We start from the raw sequence: 18,256 nt of genomic DNA, 5'->3' as shown, positions 1-18,256 counted from the left end.
TTCCAATTAAATTGCTCGTTACAATTATATCATACTTTTACATTTTTATGTAATATTTTTTAAAAATTCATGTCTTAAATTAAATTGGACATAATTTATTTTTTTTGTTATTATGTGAGAGAATATGATTTTAAAGGAGAGTTTAATTATGGAAAAAAAAGATGTTTTAGCCGTAGTTGGCACAAAAGAAATTACTACAATGGATGTTGATTCTGCACTTCAAAGTCTAGGTCCTCAAAGAGCTATGCAATTCCAATCAGAAGAAGGAAGAAAAAAACTTTTAGAAGATTTAGTTAACCAAGAATTATTTTATTTAAATGCTATAGAAAATAATGCTGATGAAGAAGAAGAATTTAAAAATGAAATGAAAAAAATAAAAGAAAACTTCTTAAAACAATACTCTATTGGCAAATTATTAAGCAGTGTAAAAGTTGAAGAAAAAGAAGCTAAAGACTTCTACGAAAACAACAAAGAACAATTCAAATCTGCTGAAGGTGTTCAAGCTAGCCACATACTTGTAGAAGATGAATCTCAAGCTAAAGACATATTAGCTGAAATAAACAACGGTTTATCATTCGAAGATGCTGCTAAAAAATATTCTAAGTGCCCTTCAAACGAAAGAGGTGGAGATTTAGGATTTTTCTCAAAGGGACAAATGGTTCCTGAGTTTGAAAACGCAGCTTTCAATATGGAGAAAGGTGCAGTTAGCGAGCCAGTTAAAACTCAATTTGGATATCATATAATCAAATTAACTGATAAAAAAGATGCAGAAATAAAATCTTTTGACGAAGTTAAGGACAATATATATGGTCAATTAATCCACAAACAACAACAAGTTACATACTTTGAAAAAGTAGAAGAATTAAAATCTAAGTATAGTGTTACTATAAACGAATAAATAAAAAATCCTCTTAAATTTAAGAGGATTTTTTATTTATTCTAATACATTTAATTTTTTTGCCACCCATTTTGTTGTACTAGCTTGAATTCCTAAGGTTATCAAGATTGCCATAAATACTACTGATGATAAAACACCTTTATTATCTACATTCATACTCATTATCATTCCAGATAGTGCTGCTGGTATTACTCCAGTTTCTCTTACCCACATCATAAATAATATTTCATTCATACTCCACTTTGTTTTTCTATCAAAAATTACACATATTATTACAGATAAAGGTCTTACAACTAAAACTAATGCAGCGATTACTATAAGCGATTGTTTCCAATACATTCCTAAAGATATGAAGTCAACATGAGTTCCAAGCAAAACAAATATAGAAATTCTCATTATAACTGCAAGTGTTTCTCTTACATGAGTTTGTATTTGATAATGTTTTTCAGGAACCCATAGTTTGAATGTTTTTTTATTTCCACATAAAAGTCCTGTTATAAAAGTAGCCATATATCCACTTCCCCCTATAGTTTCAGCCAACATATAAGAAGCTATAACCGCAACTATAGAAACTAATGGTGCAAATTCATAAAAAAATCCGTACTTACCTTCTGATATAGACATAGATGCCAAAATTCCAATAATCACTCCAGCAATCAGTCCTCCAGCAATCATTATCAACAATTCTTCGATATTATGACTTAATGAAATTTTTCCTGAATCTATTATTGTAAGTATTGAAAAAACAAGTATCGCTCCAACTGCATCATTAAATGCAGATTCACTTATTACAGTTTGTTTTAACCTATCTTTTATAGCTATGGATTTAAATACTGGAACTAATGTTGCAGGATCTGTAGATGCTATTACTGAACCTATCAACAAAGCAGATATAAATGAAATATTGAATATCTTCATAGATATAAATCCAATTGAAAAAGCAGAAATTAGCACTCCTAAACTTGCCAATAATCCTACTGTCATTTTCACATCATTTAAAACCTTAAGTTTTACCTCTCTACCTCCATCATATAATATATATGCTGACCCAAAAGTCAGTATAAGTTGATTAGCAACAGGATAAGCCTCTATACTAGCTATATTTAAAACTGATGGACCTATTATAATTCCCGCTATTAAAAATAATACTACATCTGGTACTTTAACTATTTTACTTATTTTTGAAAAAATCATTCCTACAATCAATATTATAACAGTTAATCTCAGTATTTCATTAACTGCCACCACTGTACTATTTTCCAATTTCATAACCTCCTTTATGATATCTGTTATTCTGATTCAACAATTATATATCAAAAGGTACAAACTAAAAAACTTCATATATTACTATATTTTGTCTTTCTAGCTTAAATGATTAGATTTATCCAATTTATCTTCATATCTCTTAAAAATCTTATATATTTCAAACGTTCTATAAAATTTAATTATATTTACAATAAATATAATTTTCTTATAAATACAAAATTTAGCTTTTTATGATCTTTCCTAATTCATATTCGGAAAAACTCCTAATACTCTAAAAATTTAAGAATAGTATACATAAAAAAGTTCTTCTTTAGAAGAATCTTAAATGTAAACTTTTTTGAAACTCATAACGAAAATTATATTTATCCATAAATTAAAAATGAATATAATTTCCTATTCGTTATAAAAAAATTCGTCTACTCGCTAACGCGGTGACTCATGTCGCCAACGATCCTTACAGGCTCCGTTGCTCAAAAATACTTGCAAATTTAGCCTTTTCAATAAGTTATCCATAAAACAAAAAATAATATAATTTCTTTAAGAATAAAAAAGAGCTTATGCAAATTGCATAAGCTTTTAATAGTATTTAGATTTGAAAAAGTCACATACATTTTCTAACGATTGTATAAGCATTTTCTGTTCATTTTTATTCAATGTAGAAACTATATTTTCTATAATTTCATAATGAAATTTTTCATGTGTTTGATAAACAAGTTTTCCTTTTTCAGTTAAGTCAACTATTACTATACGTCGGTCTTCTTCCGTCTTAACTCTTTTTACATAACCTTTTTTTACAAGTCTATTAATTGATATAGTCAAAGTTCCAACTGTAATTTTCAAATCCATAGCGACTTCGCTCATTTTTCTAGGCTCTTTTACTCCTATGGCTTGAATAGTTCTAATTTCATTTACTGAAATATCATTAAACTGGCTTTGAGCAAATATTTTTTTTTCTATATCTGTTAAATCATAAAAAATACTTGTTATTAATTTATTTAATGTTTTAACATTTTCATTCATATTTGTCACCACTTTATATTTATATAGTATTAAGTTTTGCGCTAGATTCTTCTACAAGTTCCTTCATAAGTTGGTGTACAGAAACTATTTTATCTAGTTTGTATGCATTACTCCCACTAAATATAAGTCCGTTTTCTACGTCTCCATTAACAGCTCTAACCAATGCATCTGTTATACAGTATGGGATATCTTTTGGACTACATCCAGAGATACAGTTATAACATTTCTTGACTGGAATACTTCCAATTTTAGTTTTTTTAACAAAATCATTATTAATCGCTCTTCCAGGCATACCTACAGGACTTTTTATAAGTTCAATATCACCTTTTTCAGCGTTTATATAAGCTTCTTTAAAGTTTATATGTGCTTCACATTCATCAGTAGCTACAAATCTAGTTCCCATTTGAACTCCATCAGCACCAGCTTTAATATATTTAGCTATATCCTCACCATCAAATATACCTCCAGCCACAACAACAGGTATATCCTTTTGATATTTTTCTTTAAAAGGCTTTAAACTTTCTTTAACTTCATTTATTATTTTAACCAAATCTATGTTCTGAATTGCTCCTAATTCGCTTATAGAAAAACCTAAGTGTCCTCCAGCCTTAGGACCTTCTACTATGACCATATCTGGAGCATAGTTATATTTTCTATCCCAAAGTTTTGATATTAATGTTGCAGCTTTTGCAGATGATACTATTGGAGCAATTTTAGTCTTTGATCCCTTTATAAGATCTGGTAGTGACTTAGGAAGACCCGCTCCTGATATTATTAGGTTTACCTTTTCCTCTACTGCAGCTTTTACCATTTCTTTATAATTTTCCATTGCAACTAAAAAATTGACCCCTATTATTCCATTAGGGCTTAAATCTTTTGCTCTTTTTATTTCTCTTTTTAAAGCTCTTATATTTGCTGATTTATTATCAACTCTAAAATCATCTTCCTTATAACCTATCTGTACTCCTGATATAACTCCAATTCCACCTTCATTAGCAACGGCTGCAGCAAGTCTTGCACCTGATACACCAACTCCCATTCCTCCTTGAATAATTGGAACCTTAGCTATTAACTCCCCTATATTTAAAGACGGTAATTTCATAAATTCATCTTCCTTTCATTTTTATTTTGATATTCAAACCTTTTGATAATCAAAGTATATAAAAAATCATATTAAAAGTCAACATAGATTAATTTTTTTATTAACATATTATAAGATTATAATTTCCTATTCATTATAAAAAATTCGCTCTATACTAGAAATTTCCTTTATATTAATTCATAAATAGTGTCACAAATAAATCTTAACAGACACTCCTTTGCTCAAAATAATTGCAATTCCCATTCTTCCATCAACCTTATCCTCAATTTAAATAGGTATTTAATTTCCTACTCATTATAAAAAATAACGCTTAATAGAATATATATTCTATTAAGCGTTATCTTAAGAATTATTTTTATATTAATTTACTATAATACTTTACTTAAGAAATCCTTAGTTCTTTCATTTTGAGGATTCTCAAATATTTCTTCAGGACTTCCTTGTTCTACTATTTTTCCCCCATCCATAAAAATAACTCTATCTCCAACTTCTTTTGCAAATCCCATTTCATGAGTCACTACAACCATAGTCATTCCATTTGCTGCAAGATTTTTCATAACATCTAACACTTCTCCTACCATTTCAGGATCAAGTGCAGATGTTGGCTCATCAAATAACATTACATCAGGAGACATAGCAAGTGCTCTTGCTATAGCTATTCTTTGCTTTTGACCCCCTGATAATTGCTTAGGATAATTATTTGATTTATCCTCAAGTCCTACAGTTTTTAATAAATCCATAGCTATTTTTTTGCACTCTTCTTCACTCATATTCTTAAGTTTTTCAGGTGCAAGAGTAATATTATCTAATACACTCATATGTGGGAATAAATTAAATTGTTGAAAAACCATTCCCATTTTTTCTCTTTGTTTGTTTATATTATTAGTATTGCAAGTTATAGATTTTCCTTCAAATATTATATCTCCACTTGTAGGGTGCTCAAGTAAATTAAGACATCTTAAAAATGTACTTTTTCCAGAACCACTAGGACCTATAACAACTACTACTTCACCTTTTTCTATATGTTCATCAATTCCTCTTAGAACATGATTGCTTCCAAATTTTTTGTTTAAATTCTTAATCTTAATCACTTACAGCCATCCCCCTTTCAATTTTGTTCATAAATTTAGAAAGTGTAAATGTTAATATAAAATATATAATAGCAGCAACTATTAATGGTTCAAACGGTTGGAATGTATTTCCTCTTACAATATTTGTGTTATACATAACATCTGGTATACCAACCATCATAACTATTGAAGACTCTTTTATTAGAACTATGAATTCATTACCTAAAGCAGGTAATATATTTTTAAGACCCTGAGGTATAATGATATATCTCATAGCCATATTACTACTCATTCCTAAAGATCTTGCAGCTTCCATTTGTCCTTTATCAACAGCTTGTATTCCAGCTCTTACTATTTCAGCAACATAAGCTGAACTATTAATTGATAAAGCCATTATACCCGCTGCAAAAGTAGGTAGTTCTATCCCTAAAGTAGGCAGTCCATAATATACTATGAATAATTGAACCAATATAGGTGTTCCCCTTAAAATCTCTATATATACACTAGATATTATATTTAATACCTTACTCTTAGATAATTTCATAAGAGATATAAAAAGACCTAATATTACACCTATAAATACTGAACATATTGAAAGTAAAACTGTGTTTTTAGTTCCTATTAAAAAGAACATATAATACTTACTAAAAAAAGAAAAATCCACTATACTCAACTCCTAATCAATCATATCTGTCGCTTTAACCACAAATTCTTCTATTTTGTTTTCTTTAACTAATTTATCTAACGTCTTATTCATCTGATCTGTAAGTTCTTTACTTCCTTTTTTTATAGCTATAGCAGATCCACCTGTTTCATCTTTTACAGTTACATTTGTAAGTCCAAGATCACTATTTTTATTTACATAAGCTTTTGCTACAGGAAGTTCCACTATTAGAGCATCCACTTTATCATTTTTAAGTTCAAGCATAAGGTCAGACACTTTTCCAAGAGACTTAACTTCAGCTTCTTCTACCTGATCTTTAGCTATACCTTCTTGAATAGATCCCATTTGAACTCCTATTTTTTTACCTTTTAAATCATCCATTGACTTTATTTTATCTTTATTTTCCACTTTAACAACTACAGCTTGAGTTGCATTATAGTATATATTAGTAAAATCAACTTTTTCTTTTCTCTCATCAGTAGGTGTCATTCCAGCTACTACAAAATCAACTGTTCCTGTATTTAAAGCTGCAAGTAGTCCTCCAAAATCCATATCCTTAATTTCAAGTTCAACGCCCATATCCTTAGCTATTTCTTTTGCAATTTCAATATCAAATCCAACTATTTCATCTTTTCCATTTATTTCTGTGTGAAATTCATATGGTGGATAGTCCGCACTAGTACCAACTACTATTTTTCCTGATTCTTTTATTTTTTCATATTGAGAAATATCACTTTTCCCACATCCTGTGAAAACCATTCCTAAACATAAAACCATAACTACAACAATCATTTTATTAACAATTTTTTTAAACATTTCAAATTTCCCCTCTCATATTTTTATTTAAATCCACTTTATCAATTTAAATCATTAAAGTGAAGCACTAACTTACTCTTTCTTTAAACACCCCCTACATAAATTTATATAAAAAAAACTCGTCTCTTAAAAATAAGAGACGAGGTATATGCCCGTGTTACCACTCTTGTTGATACAATAAAAACTGTATCCACTCATTATCCTTTAACGATAGGTCCGTATTTTCGTACTACTATTTCAGAAAATCTCCTCCATGGCTCTCTTCAATACAACTATGTTACTAGACTCACACCAACTCTAGCTCGCTTTAACAATCATCATACCTACTATCCACTTCTCTGGATTTAAATATTTATTTTTATATAATAAAAAACTCGTCTCTTAAAAATAAGAGACGAGGTATATGCCCGTGTTACCACTCTTGTTGATACAATAAAAATGTATCCACTCATTATCCTTTAACGATAGGTACCGTATTTTCCTACTGCTATTTCAGAAAATCTCCTCCATGGCTCTCTTCAATACAACTATGTTACTAGACTCACACCAACTCTAGCTCGCTTTAACAATCATCATATCTACTATCCACTTCTCTGGATTTGATGTCATTTCGTTTGTTTTTTTAACTTAATATGTATTATACACACATAATTTTAAAGTGTCAACACATTTTTAATTTTTTTTATTAAATAAAAATTTATAACAATAATCTATTATATCACTTCTAGTTATTATCCCTATAAAAACCTTTTGATCATCTACAACAGGTACAAAATTTTGATTTATACTTAGTGAAATCAAATCTTCTATATTTGAATCAATATAAACAGGTTTATTATCCATTTTTCTAGATATTTCCCTTAATAAAATTTTACTAGTATTTTTAAAATTTAAATCTGGTGTATTTTTTAACTTCCAAAGCAAATCCCCTTCTGTAATTGTTCCTACATACCTTCCATCATCATTAATTATAGGAATAGCTGTGTATCTGTGGTACTCCATTTTTTCTAAAGCTTGACGCATTGTCGATTCTGGTGTTAAATAAGCTACCTCTACTTTAGGTGTAAGAAAAAAAGCTATATTCATATGTTTTCTCCCCTATTTTTAAATTTTAGTCCGTATAATTAATATGTTACTTGAGATTAAAAAAGATGTCAAGCTTGACCTAATGTATAAATTCCCATAATAAAATCAACTTATATCATGTTATACTTATAAATATAGTATTTCACTTTAACTAAAAACTTTAATTATTCGAGGGGGGATTTTTTTGAATAATATAATAAGATTTGTAGGTCTATTGATGAGTTCGTTCGGAATTGTTTTAAGCTTAATATCATCATATCAATTTTCACAGATAGATAACTTTAAAAAGTTATTTTTTGCAGCACTTATAGGAGTTTTAAATGTATTTGCCTTATTATTCTTTGTAGATAATAAATTTTATACAAAAAATGATACAAACTAAAAATTCGTCTACTCGCTAACACGGTGACTCATGGGCCAATAAGTCTCACGAATCTGTTGCTTAAAAATAGTTGCAAGTGTAGTTTTTCAATCAATGTTATACACAAATTCAAAATCATGTAGTTTCCTTGTGTATAATAAAAGTCGCTTTTGCAAAAGCGACTTTTTAATATGGTTAATCTATATAGATCATATACAAATTAAATATTATAATTTAACAACATTAGCAGCTTGAGGACCTCTAGCTCCATCAACTACTTCAAACTCAACTTGTTGTCCTTCTTCTAATGACTTATATCCATCTCCTTCTATAGCTGAAAAATGTACGAATACATCTTCTCCACCTTCGATAGATAAAAATCCATAACCTTTTTCTGCATTAAACCATTTAACAGTTCCCTTTTTCATTTAAAACATCCTCCTAAATAAAACGAATTTGAAACAAATATATTATTTGTTACATTATAATTTAAAATACTACATTTAACCCCTAATGTCAATACATAATAGCCAAACTTATCAATAATGTACCCTAACAAGCCAAAACTTTATTTTTTTATTACTCCAACCAAGATCCCAAGGCACTCTATATCTATCAGTATTATGGCAATTCACAAAAGAATATCCCTTAGAATCAGAACCTGTCACAACCGAAATATGAGTTACCTTTCCTTTTTTTTCATAAGCTACAAAATCACCTGGTTCAAGTTTATACGATGCCTTATAAACCTTGTCATAATCTCCATATGCTATTAAAGAAGCTCTTCCACTATATATCATATAATTTTTGAATGCATGTGCATTTACCCAAGCTTTAGTAGCTCCACCAGAATCATAATTCCACGCTCTTGTTTTTCTAAAGTTTCCTCCCTCATGTAGTATTTGAGATGCAAAATTAGCACAATCTCCTCCTAATGGATTATAATTCCTATATTTCTTGTTATACTTATAATCATGCTCCTCATCTGCTGCTGCACCACAGAACATATCTGCATATTCCAATGCTTTTTTTCTTCTCTCATTCATATTTGAACTATCTCTTTTTTCTTGCTCTAAAATATGTTTTTTAATATCATCAAATTTTATATTTTCTAAATTAAGAGAATCTGCAAAAGGATCTGTATACCATTCTTTAGTTATACACCATCCTTCTTCATTTTTTATAGTATTTAATGAATGATATGTTCCTATTCTAAATATATTAGTTTCATTTTTAGAATTATCATACTCATATTCATACTCAGTTGATGCCGTAAAATTTATCAAATATCCTCCTTCCTTAGGTTTTATTCTATTTATCTTTACTTTAGTCTTTATATCTTTAAATGTAATCCCTTGTTTATTTGACCAAATATGTAAGTACTTCATTTTCTTCATCTCATGTTCATATGCCCATACTCCATATTTAGTGCTTTTATCGTACAAGTTATTTAGTTTGCTCTCATCTCCATCTAAAAGTGCTTTATTTCTTGTTTCAAATATTTCTTCTAGTATTTGAACACATTCTTTATCCGTAAAAACTGTTATAACCTTTGATTTAATTTCTAATGAACTCAAAGATATAGTTAAAGCTAGTATACATATAATGCTAATAATAAATTTTCTTTTATTCATTATGATAAACACATTTATACCTCCTAAAATATACTCAAGGAATTATATGTGTTTAACTGTTAAAATAGAATAAATATTAAATTAATATTTCAAGCCTATCTTCAATTTTTTTAAGTTATCTCTCATAATTTCAATATAGTCAGACTTTATTTCATTGTTCAAACTATCAATAGAATCCAAATGTAAAATATTAATGTTTAGTTTTTTTGATATTTTTTCTAAATTTTTATCTATTTTATTCTCTGAAAATATATATTTAATTTCATTGTCATTTATGAATTTATCTAAATCACCTTGTTTAGACATATCCGAAATATCTATTTGATTTAGATTATATCTATTTGCAATATAAGAAAAAGCATTACTTGAAACTAATATATTTTTTTTGCTTAATTTATTTATCTCTTTTGAATATAAATTGTCTAATTTTATTAATTCTCGTTTAAATAAATTATAATTTTTCTCATAAAATTTTTTATTTTTATTATCCGCTTTTATAAAAGCATTTTTTATATTGTTTGATTGTCCTACTGCATTTAAAGGATTTAAACACATATTAAAATTTCTTTTTTCATTTTCTATAGTTTTTATGCCATCACATGCTTTTACAATTATTAATTTATCATTTGAAATAGAATTTATAATATTATCAATCCACGGTTCTGATCCATTGTATATTAATACATCACTTTCATTTAAATCTTCTATAATTTCTTCATTTGGTTTAAATTGATTTATTTTTGTTGAATTTGGAACCATTATTCTTAAATCAATTTTATCTTTCCCTATATTCTTTGAAAATTCATACATGGGATAAATTGTAGTGTAAACTTTAATCTTATCCTCCTGCCTCAAAACCTCATTTGATGTCTGTATTGTTTTGCTTTTATTAACCGATATTATAAATATAGACAAAATAACGGCAAAAAAAATCAATACCTTACTTTTCATATAAAATTCCTCCTATTCATATATTCTCTATAATTTTTCACATAAATAGTTAACAATATACATATTAACTCATTTATAATTCAATTATTTTACCCAAAAGCTAAAAGTTTTAAATCTGTATACTATTAAGGATATAAATAAGAACTTAACAGCTTGTAATTTAGTTTACCCCTAATTACTTAGTCAACTAAAAATTCGCCTAAAATAAAAACTCTATCTATAATTAAGTTTCACTTTATAATCAATTAAATTTTAATTGTTAGAAATCTATATATTAAAGATTGATATTGAATTTTCATCAATTTTTAAATAAACTATATACATAATTGTACACATTATCAAAGGAGGTTTTTTTATGATTTCAACTACACTGTCCGTAGTGTTAATATTGAATATATTATTTGCAATTGCAATAATATTTTTAGAAAGAAAAAAGCCAAGTGCTACTCTAGCTTGGCTTATGCTTCTACTTTTAATACCTAATATCGGTTTTATTATCTATTTATTGTTTGGAAGAAATTTAAGCAGAAAAAAAATATTTGAAATAAGACCAGAAGAAGCAGATATTATAAATAATGCTTTAAAAAATCAAAAACTGGATCTTCAAAATAACTCTTTAAAATTCAATGATATATGTGTTGAAGATTATAAAGATATGGTTTATATGCATTTAAATCATAGTGAATCTATTTTTACACAAAACAATAATATTGAAATATTTATAGACGGAAACGATAAATTCGAATCATTGATAAATAGTATTCAAAATGCTAAAGATCATATTCACATGGTTTACTTTATAATAAAAAATGATTCTTTAGGAAAAAAAATAGTGAATGAGCTTACAAAAAAAGCTAAACAAGGAGTAGAAATAAGATTTCTATACGATGCTATAGGAAGTCATTCTCTACCTAAGAATTTTTTTAAAGACCTTAAAGAAGCCGGAGGAGAGGCTGTAGCTTTTTTCCCTATAGTAATTCCTTTTTTGAATCTTAATATAAATTATAGAAATCACAGAAAAATAGCAGTAATAGACGGTACTGAAGGCTTTATAGGGGGATTTAACATAGGAGACGAATATATAAGCCTAAATAAAAAAATGGGCTATTGGAGAGATACTCACATCAAAATAACAGGAGATGCTGTTCATATGCTACAGACTAGATTTTTATTCGATTGGAGAAGTGCTCACAATAAAAATTTAGAAATAAGCCCTAAATATTTTCCTAAAATAAATTCAAATGGAAATAGTGGTGTCCAAATAATATCAAGTGGTCCCGACTCCGAATGGGAACAAATAAAATACGGTTATATCAAAATGATTAACTCAGCAAAAGAAAGTATATATATACAAACACCTTATTTTATACCCGACGAAAGTATACTTCATGCTTTAAAACTTGCTTCTTTATCAGGAGTAGATGTTAAAATAATGATTCCAAATAAACCAGATCATATGTTTGTATATTGGGCTTCATCTTCATATGCTAGTGAATTACTAAAAACAGGTGCTGAGTGCTATATATATGAAAAAGGATTTATACATGCAAAAACAATAGTTGTAGACGGTAAAGTAGCATCTGTTGGAACTGCTAATATGGATGTTAGAAGTTTCAAACTAAACTTTGAGGTTAATGCTTTCATATATGACAGCATAATTTCAAATGAATTCAAATTAATATTCGAAAATGATATTAATGATTGTACTCAGATTACTATAGAAATGTATAACAAGAGACCTTTAATAATAAAATTCAAAGAATCCATTTCAAGACTGTTGTCTCCACTATTATAGTTTTCTTAAACATAAAAAATAAACGAGGATATCCTCGTTTATTTTTTATTATAACGACTCCAATATTTTTTCAATTTTTCTCATTACCTTATTAACTTTCTCATCAATACCCTCACTTCTTATTTTAGCTCCGCACTTTGGACAATAAACACTGCTTTTAGGCAATACAGCATTACATCCGGGTTCAGGACAAACTATATGCCCTACATCCTTTGATGTTATTTTTCTTTTACACCTAGGACATCTGCTTCCCGGTATATCTGAAATTTGTTTATTGCACTTAGGACATCTTATCATCTTTATCTCACCTCGTATAATAGTAAAAGAGCTATTTAATTAAAAACTCTTTATATATACTATTCTTTTTTTATAATTATTGATAGAATATAAAAGTAAATATGTAGTAAAACCCATATAGATTTATCCGCAGCAATATAAATAGGAGTGATTTTTTTGAATTATATAATTTTTGATCTTGAATTAAATAGTAAACCGTTTAAACATAAGATACCAAACGAAATAATAGAAATAGGAGCAGTTAAGTTAAATAATAATTTAGAAATAATAGACAGGTTTCAAGCCTTTATAAAACCAAAATATTTCTCCAAATTATTTTCACTAATAAAGAAAAAAACTAATATAAAACAAGTTGATATAGATGATGCCCAACCCTTCAAATCAACAATGAAAACCTTTAAAGAATGGATAGGTGAGGATTATTTATTGTGTTCTTGGGGATATGATGATTATTACCATATAAAAACAAATTGTAAGCTCCATAATATAAAGTCAAATTGGATTCATGAATTTTTGGATATACAAAAGCAATTTTCTAAAATTAACAAACTGGAAAAAGGAAAAACAGCCAGCCTTTCAAATGCACTAGCTTTGTGCGGTATACAAATAGAAGATACAAATATGCACAGAGCTGATATTGATGCTGAGTATACTTGCAAAATATTTATTCATCTGTTTAAAAATCTGGATTTTTCTAATTTATCTACAAAAAAATAAAAGCTCGATATCGAGCTTTTATTTTTTTGCAAATATTTTTTTTGCTTCCATCATACGCTGAATTGCAGTTATAAATATCAATAAAGAAAATATATTAGTTATTAAACCTATATTACTTGGAATTAATATCATACACGTAAAAAATATGAATCCTTCCGTTCTTTCAGCTATACCAGCTTGATAATAAAATGACTTTATACCATTTTTTTCACTTAAGGCTCCTACAGTTAAAAACATAGTCATAGAAAAAATTATGCAGCAAGTAAGTATCAAATAGTTAAATACTAATTGATTAAATTTAAGTGCCAAACTTATTATAATAGATATTTCTACAATTCTATCAAAAGTAATATCAAGCAGAGTACCCCAAGGAGTTGAATTATTGATTTTTCTTGCCATAGCTCCATCAACAGCATCCAAAAAACCCGATATCCAAAGTAATAAACATGCAACTACATTATAATCAAAATACACTGCAAAAGATGCTGTTATTCCAGTTATAAATGCTAATACAGTTACTTGATTAGGTGTCATTTTCAGATTTAAAAATCCTGTAGAAGCTTTATCTATCATAGGATTAACATATTTTCTTGCATGAGTATCTAACATTGTATTTCCCCCTCATCTGCTATAAATATAAGTCCTTTTTCATCATATTTTACTAAAACTCTTTCACCAACTTTAAATTCTATATCCGACTCATACACTTGTATTATTTCAAATTCTGTAGAATTAATATCTACTTTAAAATCTATAAAACCTTTCCTAAACGAGCATTCTTTTATAATACCTTCAAAAATATTTATGTGTTCACAACAATTATCAAATTTTAATACTTTTAAACATTCAGGTTTTAAAATAAGATTCCCACTTAGATTATCTTCAGTAAATCTATCTAAGTTTATATTTAAATCATTTGATATAAATATTTTATTAATAATATTTCCATATAAAATATTATTAATTCCCATAAATTTAGCTACATACGTATTAATAGGATTTTCATATATTTGCATAGGAGATCCGTTTTGTACTATCCTTCCTTCTTTCATTATAATCATATTATTAAATAAATTAAATGCTTCTTCTATATCATGAGTTACAAACACTATGGTCATATTATATTCTTTATGAATTTTTAATATAAGACTTCTCATTTCTTCCCTCAACCTAGGATCAAGAGCACTAAAAGGCTCGTCCATAAGTAACAATTCAGGCTTTAATACTAACGCTCTAGCTAAAGAAACTCTTTGCTTTTGCCCCCCGCTTAATTCATTTGGATATCTTTTTTCAAATCCTTTAAGCCCTACAGATTGAAGTACATCATCTATCAATTTAGAAATTTCTTTTTTCCCAACTTTTTTAATCTTAAGTCCAAAACCTATATTTTCATAAACATTCATATGAGGAAAAAGTAAATTTTCTTGAAATATCATACCTATATTCCTTCTTTGAGGTAAAATTTGATTAATTATTTTTTGATCCATGCAAATTTCTCCATAGTCTAGATCAGTAAGCCCTGCGATTATCTTCAAAAGAGTTGTTTTACCACATCCAGATCCTCCAACTATTCCAAAAAAATCTCTATACTCAATTTTAAGTTCATCTATATTTAAATCAAACTCTGATCTTTTATCATGTTTCCCATAAGTTTTCTTTATATTTTTCAAACATAGCTTAGTCATTAACAAATCTTCCTCTCATGTCATAATCACAATGAATCATAGTATCTTTTTAAGTAATATTCCATAATACCAAGTGCAGTTAAACATATAAATGCAAATATTATAGCATATACACATCCGATAGTTTTTTCTCCAGAATTAATATATGGAACCATACTAGTTGAAAGAGTTTGTATTTGTCCTCCTCCTATTAAAATAGTGGTTATATATTGACTAAAAGATATTAATATAGTTAAAGTAGAACCAGCTATAATTCCAGGAAGTAAAAAATATATTTTAACATTAATAAAAGTATTTAACTTATTTGCTCCAAGCATTTGACACTGATGCTCCCACTCAAATCCAAAATTCTCAAAACTAATTTTAATAGCTCTTATCATGTATGGTAACGTAGGTATTATATGTACCAAAACTACTCCCCATATACTTTCTGTTAAATTCATTCTTATAAAAGTCTTATGTATTCCCATTGTAGATATTATAGGAGGTATAACAATAGGCATAATCAATAAGAACTCAATTATATTTTTGTATTTAAAATCATATCTAGCTATTGCATCTGCTGCTGGAATCGCTACTATTAAGTTTATAATTACTACAATCAAAGCTATTTTTAAGCTGATAAATATTACATTTAATGAGTTAATATTTAATAAAACATACTTCCAAGCTTCAAAACTTAGCTTTTTAGGAATTATATCAGGCCAGACCCATCCATTAGAAAAACTCATAAAAAATATAAAAATAATTTGAATTATAGACATCAGTATAATTAGGGACAATATTATTAACGATATCTTATCCCCATATTTAACCTTAATCACTTTATCTTCCTCCATTTTCCCATGCTTAAGTGATTTGAAATATATCCAACTCCAATTATAACTAATACTATAACCACATTTATAGCAAAAGCTTTAGGTCTTTCAACCAAATCTGAATTCATATACATTTGATATGAGTAAACAGAAACCATTTTAGGATAAGTAACACCTAATAAAAACGGTATTTCAAATTCAGCAAAAGTGTATGCAAATATTATAAAGCACGCTGTTTTCAAAGGATTAACCAACATTTTTAGTACTACTTTCTTAAATAATTCATTTCTACTTCCACCTAGCATATATGTTAATTCCAACCAAGAAGATTCTAACTTTAAAATAGCAGGATATAACATCAAAACTATAAATGGAGTAGTTTTTAATACATAAGTAAGAATTATTCCTATACCAAATTGATCATTTACTATCACAGGAAATTCATTAATACTGCTTGTTATTCCTAATTTAAAAAGAATAGAACTTATCCAACCGCTTCTATTAAATATAAGTAATATAATGTATGAATACACTAAATAAGGAAATAACATAGGTATTTGAACTAAAAGTTTAAACTTTGATGCTAACTTATAAAATACTCCAGTCTTCATTATATACAATAAATATATTATGAAAGTACCTGCTAGTGCAGATAATACTGTAGATATTAAAGCTATTTTGAATGTAATAAAAAATGACATCCAAAATTCTATAGACCTAAACAATTCCTTATAATATTTAAACGTAATATCACCCATATTGCAAATAGACTTAATTCCCAAGCTTTGTATAAGCCCTTGTATTAATCCAGACATAAATAGTACAACAGTGACTATTATAGCTGGTAATACTAATAAATACGGTTTAATTTTTTGAGACATTCTTGTTCCAGCCTTTTTCTATTTGATCTATATATTCAGCCTTCATTTCTGGAATTTTATATTTTCTAATCTCATTTAAAAATTCTAATTTATTTTTTTTATAAATCTCGTCTATTTTCAATTTATCTTCATCAGAAAGCTTATCGTATGATATAGCAAGTCCATCTCCCCAATTACTAGGATTTAATTTTTGTGTCTGAGCTTTAGGTGATAATAAAAAATCTATAACAGCCATAGCTCCAGCTTTATTAGTAGCATTAAACGGTACACTCAAATAATGAGTATTAGATAAAGTTCCATCCTTTAACACAAATACATCTGTTGATTCTTTAAACTCTCCACTTTGAACCTTATTAAATGCATGAAGTGGATTATAAGACATACTCATCAATACTTCTGAATTTGAATACAACATATCAAGCTTAGCACTACTCTCAGGATATGTCTCTCCTTGTCTCCATAGATACGGTTTTATTTCATTCATATAATCCCACATACTACTTAAATCTTTCTCTTCTATATAATCTTTTTTGAATAAATCCATATATGTTTGGCGTATAAATGCACTTCCTGTGAAATCTGGTACTGACGGATATGTAAATTTTCCAGGATTTTGTTTTATCCAATTAGTAAGTTCATTTATATCCTTTGGTGGATTTTTTATAATATTAGAATCATATATAAATACGAATTGAGATTTTCCAAAAGGAACTTCCATTCCCATAGTATCTTCTCCGAAATCATACTTAATATCATCTGCTTCTTTGTCAACATATTTATTATAATTTGGAAGTTTGTCCGCAAAAGGTCCCCAAAGTAGATTATTTTCGTTTGCTAGTTTGAAATTCTCACCATTCATCCATATTATATCTATACTTCCATTTGATTTTTCTACATCTTTTTCTGTTATCAGTTTATTTATCATATCTTTCGGATCATTTATAGCCACTCTGTTTAAATTAATATTTAGTTCTTCTTTTACCAATGGCTTAACCCAATTATCCATATATTCATTTACTGATTTATCTCCAGCCCACATATATATATTAACTGTTTCACCTTCAGCCTCATTAGAAATAACTTCCCATTTCATTTCAAGTAAATTTAATGATTCCTTATTATCTTGATTTGTGCATCCAGATAATATACTTAAACTAATCAATATTAAAAGTGCTATAGATATTATTTTTTTCAT

20 protein-coding genes and 2 other annotated features are annotated in these 18,256 nt (G+C 27.6%); of the genes, 4 read left to right on the top strand and 16 right to left on the bottom strand.

Features of this window, described 5'->3' with window-relative positions:
- Positions 1-148 precede the first annotated feature (148 nt).
- A complete protein-coding gene (locus tag P4S50_RS06075) occupies positions 149-898 on the top strand; it encodes a peptidylprolyl isomerase (RefSeq protein WP_277733744.1) in 750 nt (249 codons plus the stop codon).
- Positions 899-934: 36 nt separating this feature from the next.
- Here P4S50_RS06075 and P4S50_RS06070 read toward each other — a convergent pair whose 3' ends face one another.
- The 7 genes from P4S50_RS06070 to P4S50_RS06040 all read right to left on the bottom strand — a co-directional run bounded on the left by P4S50_RS06070 (position 935) and on the right by P4S50_RS06040 (position 7,922).
- Positions 935-2,161, bottom strand: a complete 1,227-nt coding sequence (locus P4S50_RS06070) for a cation:proton antiporter (RefSeq protein WP_277733743.1) — start codon at positions 2,159-2,161, stop codon at positions 935-937.
- Between the two features lie 579 nt (positions 2,162-2,740).
- The gene (locus tag P4S50_RS06065) at positions 2,741-3,184 is read right to left on the bottom strand and encodes a MarR family winged helix-turn-helix transcriptional regulator (protein WP_277733742.1); all 444 of its coding nucleotides are present in this window, start codon (positions 3,182-3,184) and stop codon (positions 2,741-2,743) included.
- Between the two features lie 19 nt (positions 3,185-3,203).
- Positions 3,204-4,286, bottom strand: coding sequence for an NAD(P)H-dependent flavin oxidoreductase (locus tag P4S50_RS06060; protein WP_277733741.1), 1,083 nt, complete (start codon positions 4,284-4,286; stop codon positions 3,204-3,206).
- Between the two features lie 368 nt (positions 4,287-4,654).
- Positions 4,655-5,377, bottom strand: a complete 723-nt coding sequence (locus P4S50_RS06055) for an amino acid ABC transporter ATP-binding protein (protein ID WP_277733740.1) — start codon at positions 5,375-5,377, stop codon at positions 4,655-4,657.
- The gene (locus tag P4S50_RS06050; protein ID WP_277733739.1) at positions 5,370-6,020 is read right to left on the bottom strand and encodes an amino acid ABC transporter permease; all 651 of its coding nucleotides are present in this window, start codon (positions 6,018-6,020) and stop codon (positions 5,370-5,372) included. The genes P4S50_RS06055 and P4S50_RS06050 overlap by 8 nt, the downstream gene beginning before the upstream one ends.
- Positions 6,021-6,032: 12 nt before the next feature.
- Positions 6,033-6,836, bottom strand: a complete 804-nt coding sequence (locus tag P4S50_RS06045; protein ID WP_277733738.1) for an ABC transporter substrate-binding protein — start codon at positions 6,834-6,836, stop codon at positions 6,033-6,035.
- Positions 6,837-6,968: 132 nt separating this feature from the next.
- Positions 6,969-7,184 (bottom strand) — a binding site (T-box leader).
- Positions 7,185-7,223: 39 nt separating this feature from the next.
- Positions 7,224-7,439, bottom strand: a binding site (T-box leader).
- Positions 7,440-7,508: 69 nt separating this feature from the next.
- Positions 7,509-7,922, bottom strand: a complete 414-nt coding sequence (locus P4S50_RS06040) for a CBS domain-containing protein (protein WP_277733737.1) — start codon at positions 7,920-7,922, stop codon at positions 7,509-7,511.
- A gap of 184 nt (positions 7,923-8,106) precedes the next feature.
- Here P4S50_RS06040 and P4S50_RS06035 point away from each other — a divergent pair, with 184 nt between their 5' ends.
- Positions 8,107-8,304 carry a hypothetical protein gene (locus P4S50_RS06035; RefSeq protein WP_277733735.1) on the top strand — a complete coding sequence of 66 codons (198 nt, stop codon included), beginning with the start codon at positions 8,107-8,109 and terminating at the stop codon, positions 8,302-8,304.
- A 206-nt stretch (positions 8,305-8,510) separates the two neighbouring features.
- On the opposite strand, the gene P4S50_RS06030 is transcribed toward P4S50_RS06035, so the two are convergent.
- From P4S50_RS06030 to P4S50_RS06020, 3 genes are all read right to left on the bottom strand, one after another.
- Complete coding sequence (locus P4S50_RS06030) at positions 8,511-8,711, bottom strand: cold-shock protein (RefSeq protein WP_277733734.1); 201 nt, start codon at positions 8,709-8,711, stop codon at positions 8,511-8,513.
- A 111-nt stretch (positions 8,712-8,822) separates the two neighbouring features.
- A complete protein-coding gene (locus tag P4S50_RS06025) occupies positions 8,823-9,929 on the bottom strand; it encodes an amidase domain-containing protein (protein WP_331489703.1) in 1,107 nt (368 codons plus the stop codon).
- Between the two features lie 69 nt (positions 9,930-9,998).
- Positions 9,999-10,868: a metal ABC transporter solute-binding protein, Zn/Mn family gene (locus P4S50_RS06020; protein ID WP_277733733.1), complete on the bottom strand. Its 870-nt coding sequence runs from the start codon at positions 10,866-10,868 to the stop codon at positions 9,999-10,001.
- 355 nt (positions 10,869-11,223) lie between these two features.
- Between P4S50_RS06020 and cls the strand changes: the two genes are divergently transcribed.
- Complete coding sequence (gene cls, locus P4S50_RS06015; protein ID WP_277733731.1) at positions 11,224-12,663, top strand: cardiolipin synthase; 1,440 nt, start codon at positions 11,224-11,226, stop codon at positions 12,661-12,663.
- Between the two features lie 48 nt (positions 12,664-12,711).
- Here the strand turns inward: cls and P4S50_RS06010 are convergent, their stop codons facing one another.
- Positions 12,712-12,960 (bottom strand): hypothetical protein, encoded by a 249-nt coding sequence (locus P4S50_RS06010; RefSeq protein WP_277733730.1) that lies wholly within the window; start codon positions 12,958-12,960, stop codon positions 12,712-12,714.
- Between the two features lie 156 nt (positions 12,961-13,116).
- Here P4S50_RS06010 and P4S50_RS06005 point away from each other — a divergent pair, with 156 nt between their 5' ends.
- Complete coding sequence (locus P4S50_RS06005; protein WP_277733729.1) at positions 13,117-13,677, top strand: 3'-5' exonuclease; 561 nt, start codon at positions 13,117-13,119, stop codon at positions 13,675-13,677.
- 18 nt (positions 13,678-13,695) lie between these two features.
- Here the strand turns inward: P4S50_RS06005 and P4S50_RS06000 are convergent, their stop codons facing one another.
- The 5 genes from P4S50_RS06000 to P4S50_RS05980 are packed head-to-tail and all read right to left on the bottom strand — an operon-like array spanning position 13,696 to position 18,256.
- Positions 13,696-14,286 carry a CDP-alcohol phosphatidyltransferase family protein gene (locus tag P4S50_RS06000; RefSeq protein ID WP_277733728.1) on the bottom strand — a complete coding sequence of 197 codons (591 nt, stop codon included), beginning with the start codon at positions 14,284-14,286 and terminating at the stop codon, positions 13,696-13,698.
- A complete protein-coding gene (locus P4S50_RS05995; RefSeq protein WP_277733727.1) occupies positions 14,280-15,362 on the bottom strand; it encodes an ABC transporter ATP-binding protein in 1,083 nt (360 codons plus the stop codon). The genes P4S50_RS06000 and P4S50_RS05995 overlap by 7 nt, the downstream gene beginning before the upstream one ends.
- Before the next feature lie 26 nt (positions 15,363-15,388).
- On the bottom strand, positions 15,389-16,186 hold the full coding sequence (locus P4S50_RS05990) for an ABC transporter permease (RefSeq protein ID WP_277733726.1): 798 nt from the start codon (positions 16,184-16,186) through the stop codon (positions 15,389-15,391).
- Complete coding sequence (locus tag P4S50_RS05985; protein WP_277733725.1) at positions 16,183-17,061, bottom strand: ABC transporter permease; 879 nt, start codon at positions 17,059-17,061, stop codon at positions 16,183-16,185. Before P4S50_RS05985 ends, P4S50_RS05990 begins: the two co-directional genes overlap by 4 nt.
- Entirely contained in the window at positions 17,045-18,256 is a 1,212-nt protein-coding gene (locus P4S50_RS05980) for an ABC transporter substrate-binding protein (protein ID WP_277733724.1), read from the bottom strand. Before P4S50_RS05980 ends, P4S50_RS05985 begins: the two co-directional genes overlap by 17 nt.

It is taken from the genome of Tepidibacter hydrothermalis (assembly GCF_029542625.1).
GTDB lineage: Bacteria > Bacillota > Clostridia > Peptostreptococcales > Peptostreptococcaceae > Tepidibacter_A > Tepidibacter_A hydrothermalis.
This window is presented reverse-complemented; position numbering and strand designations above follow the sequence as displayed.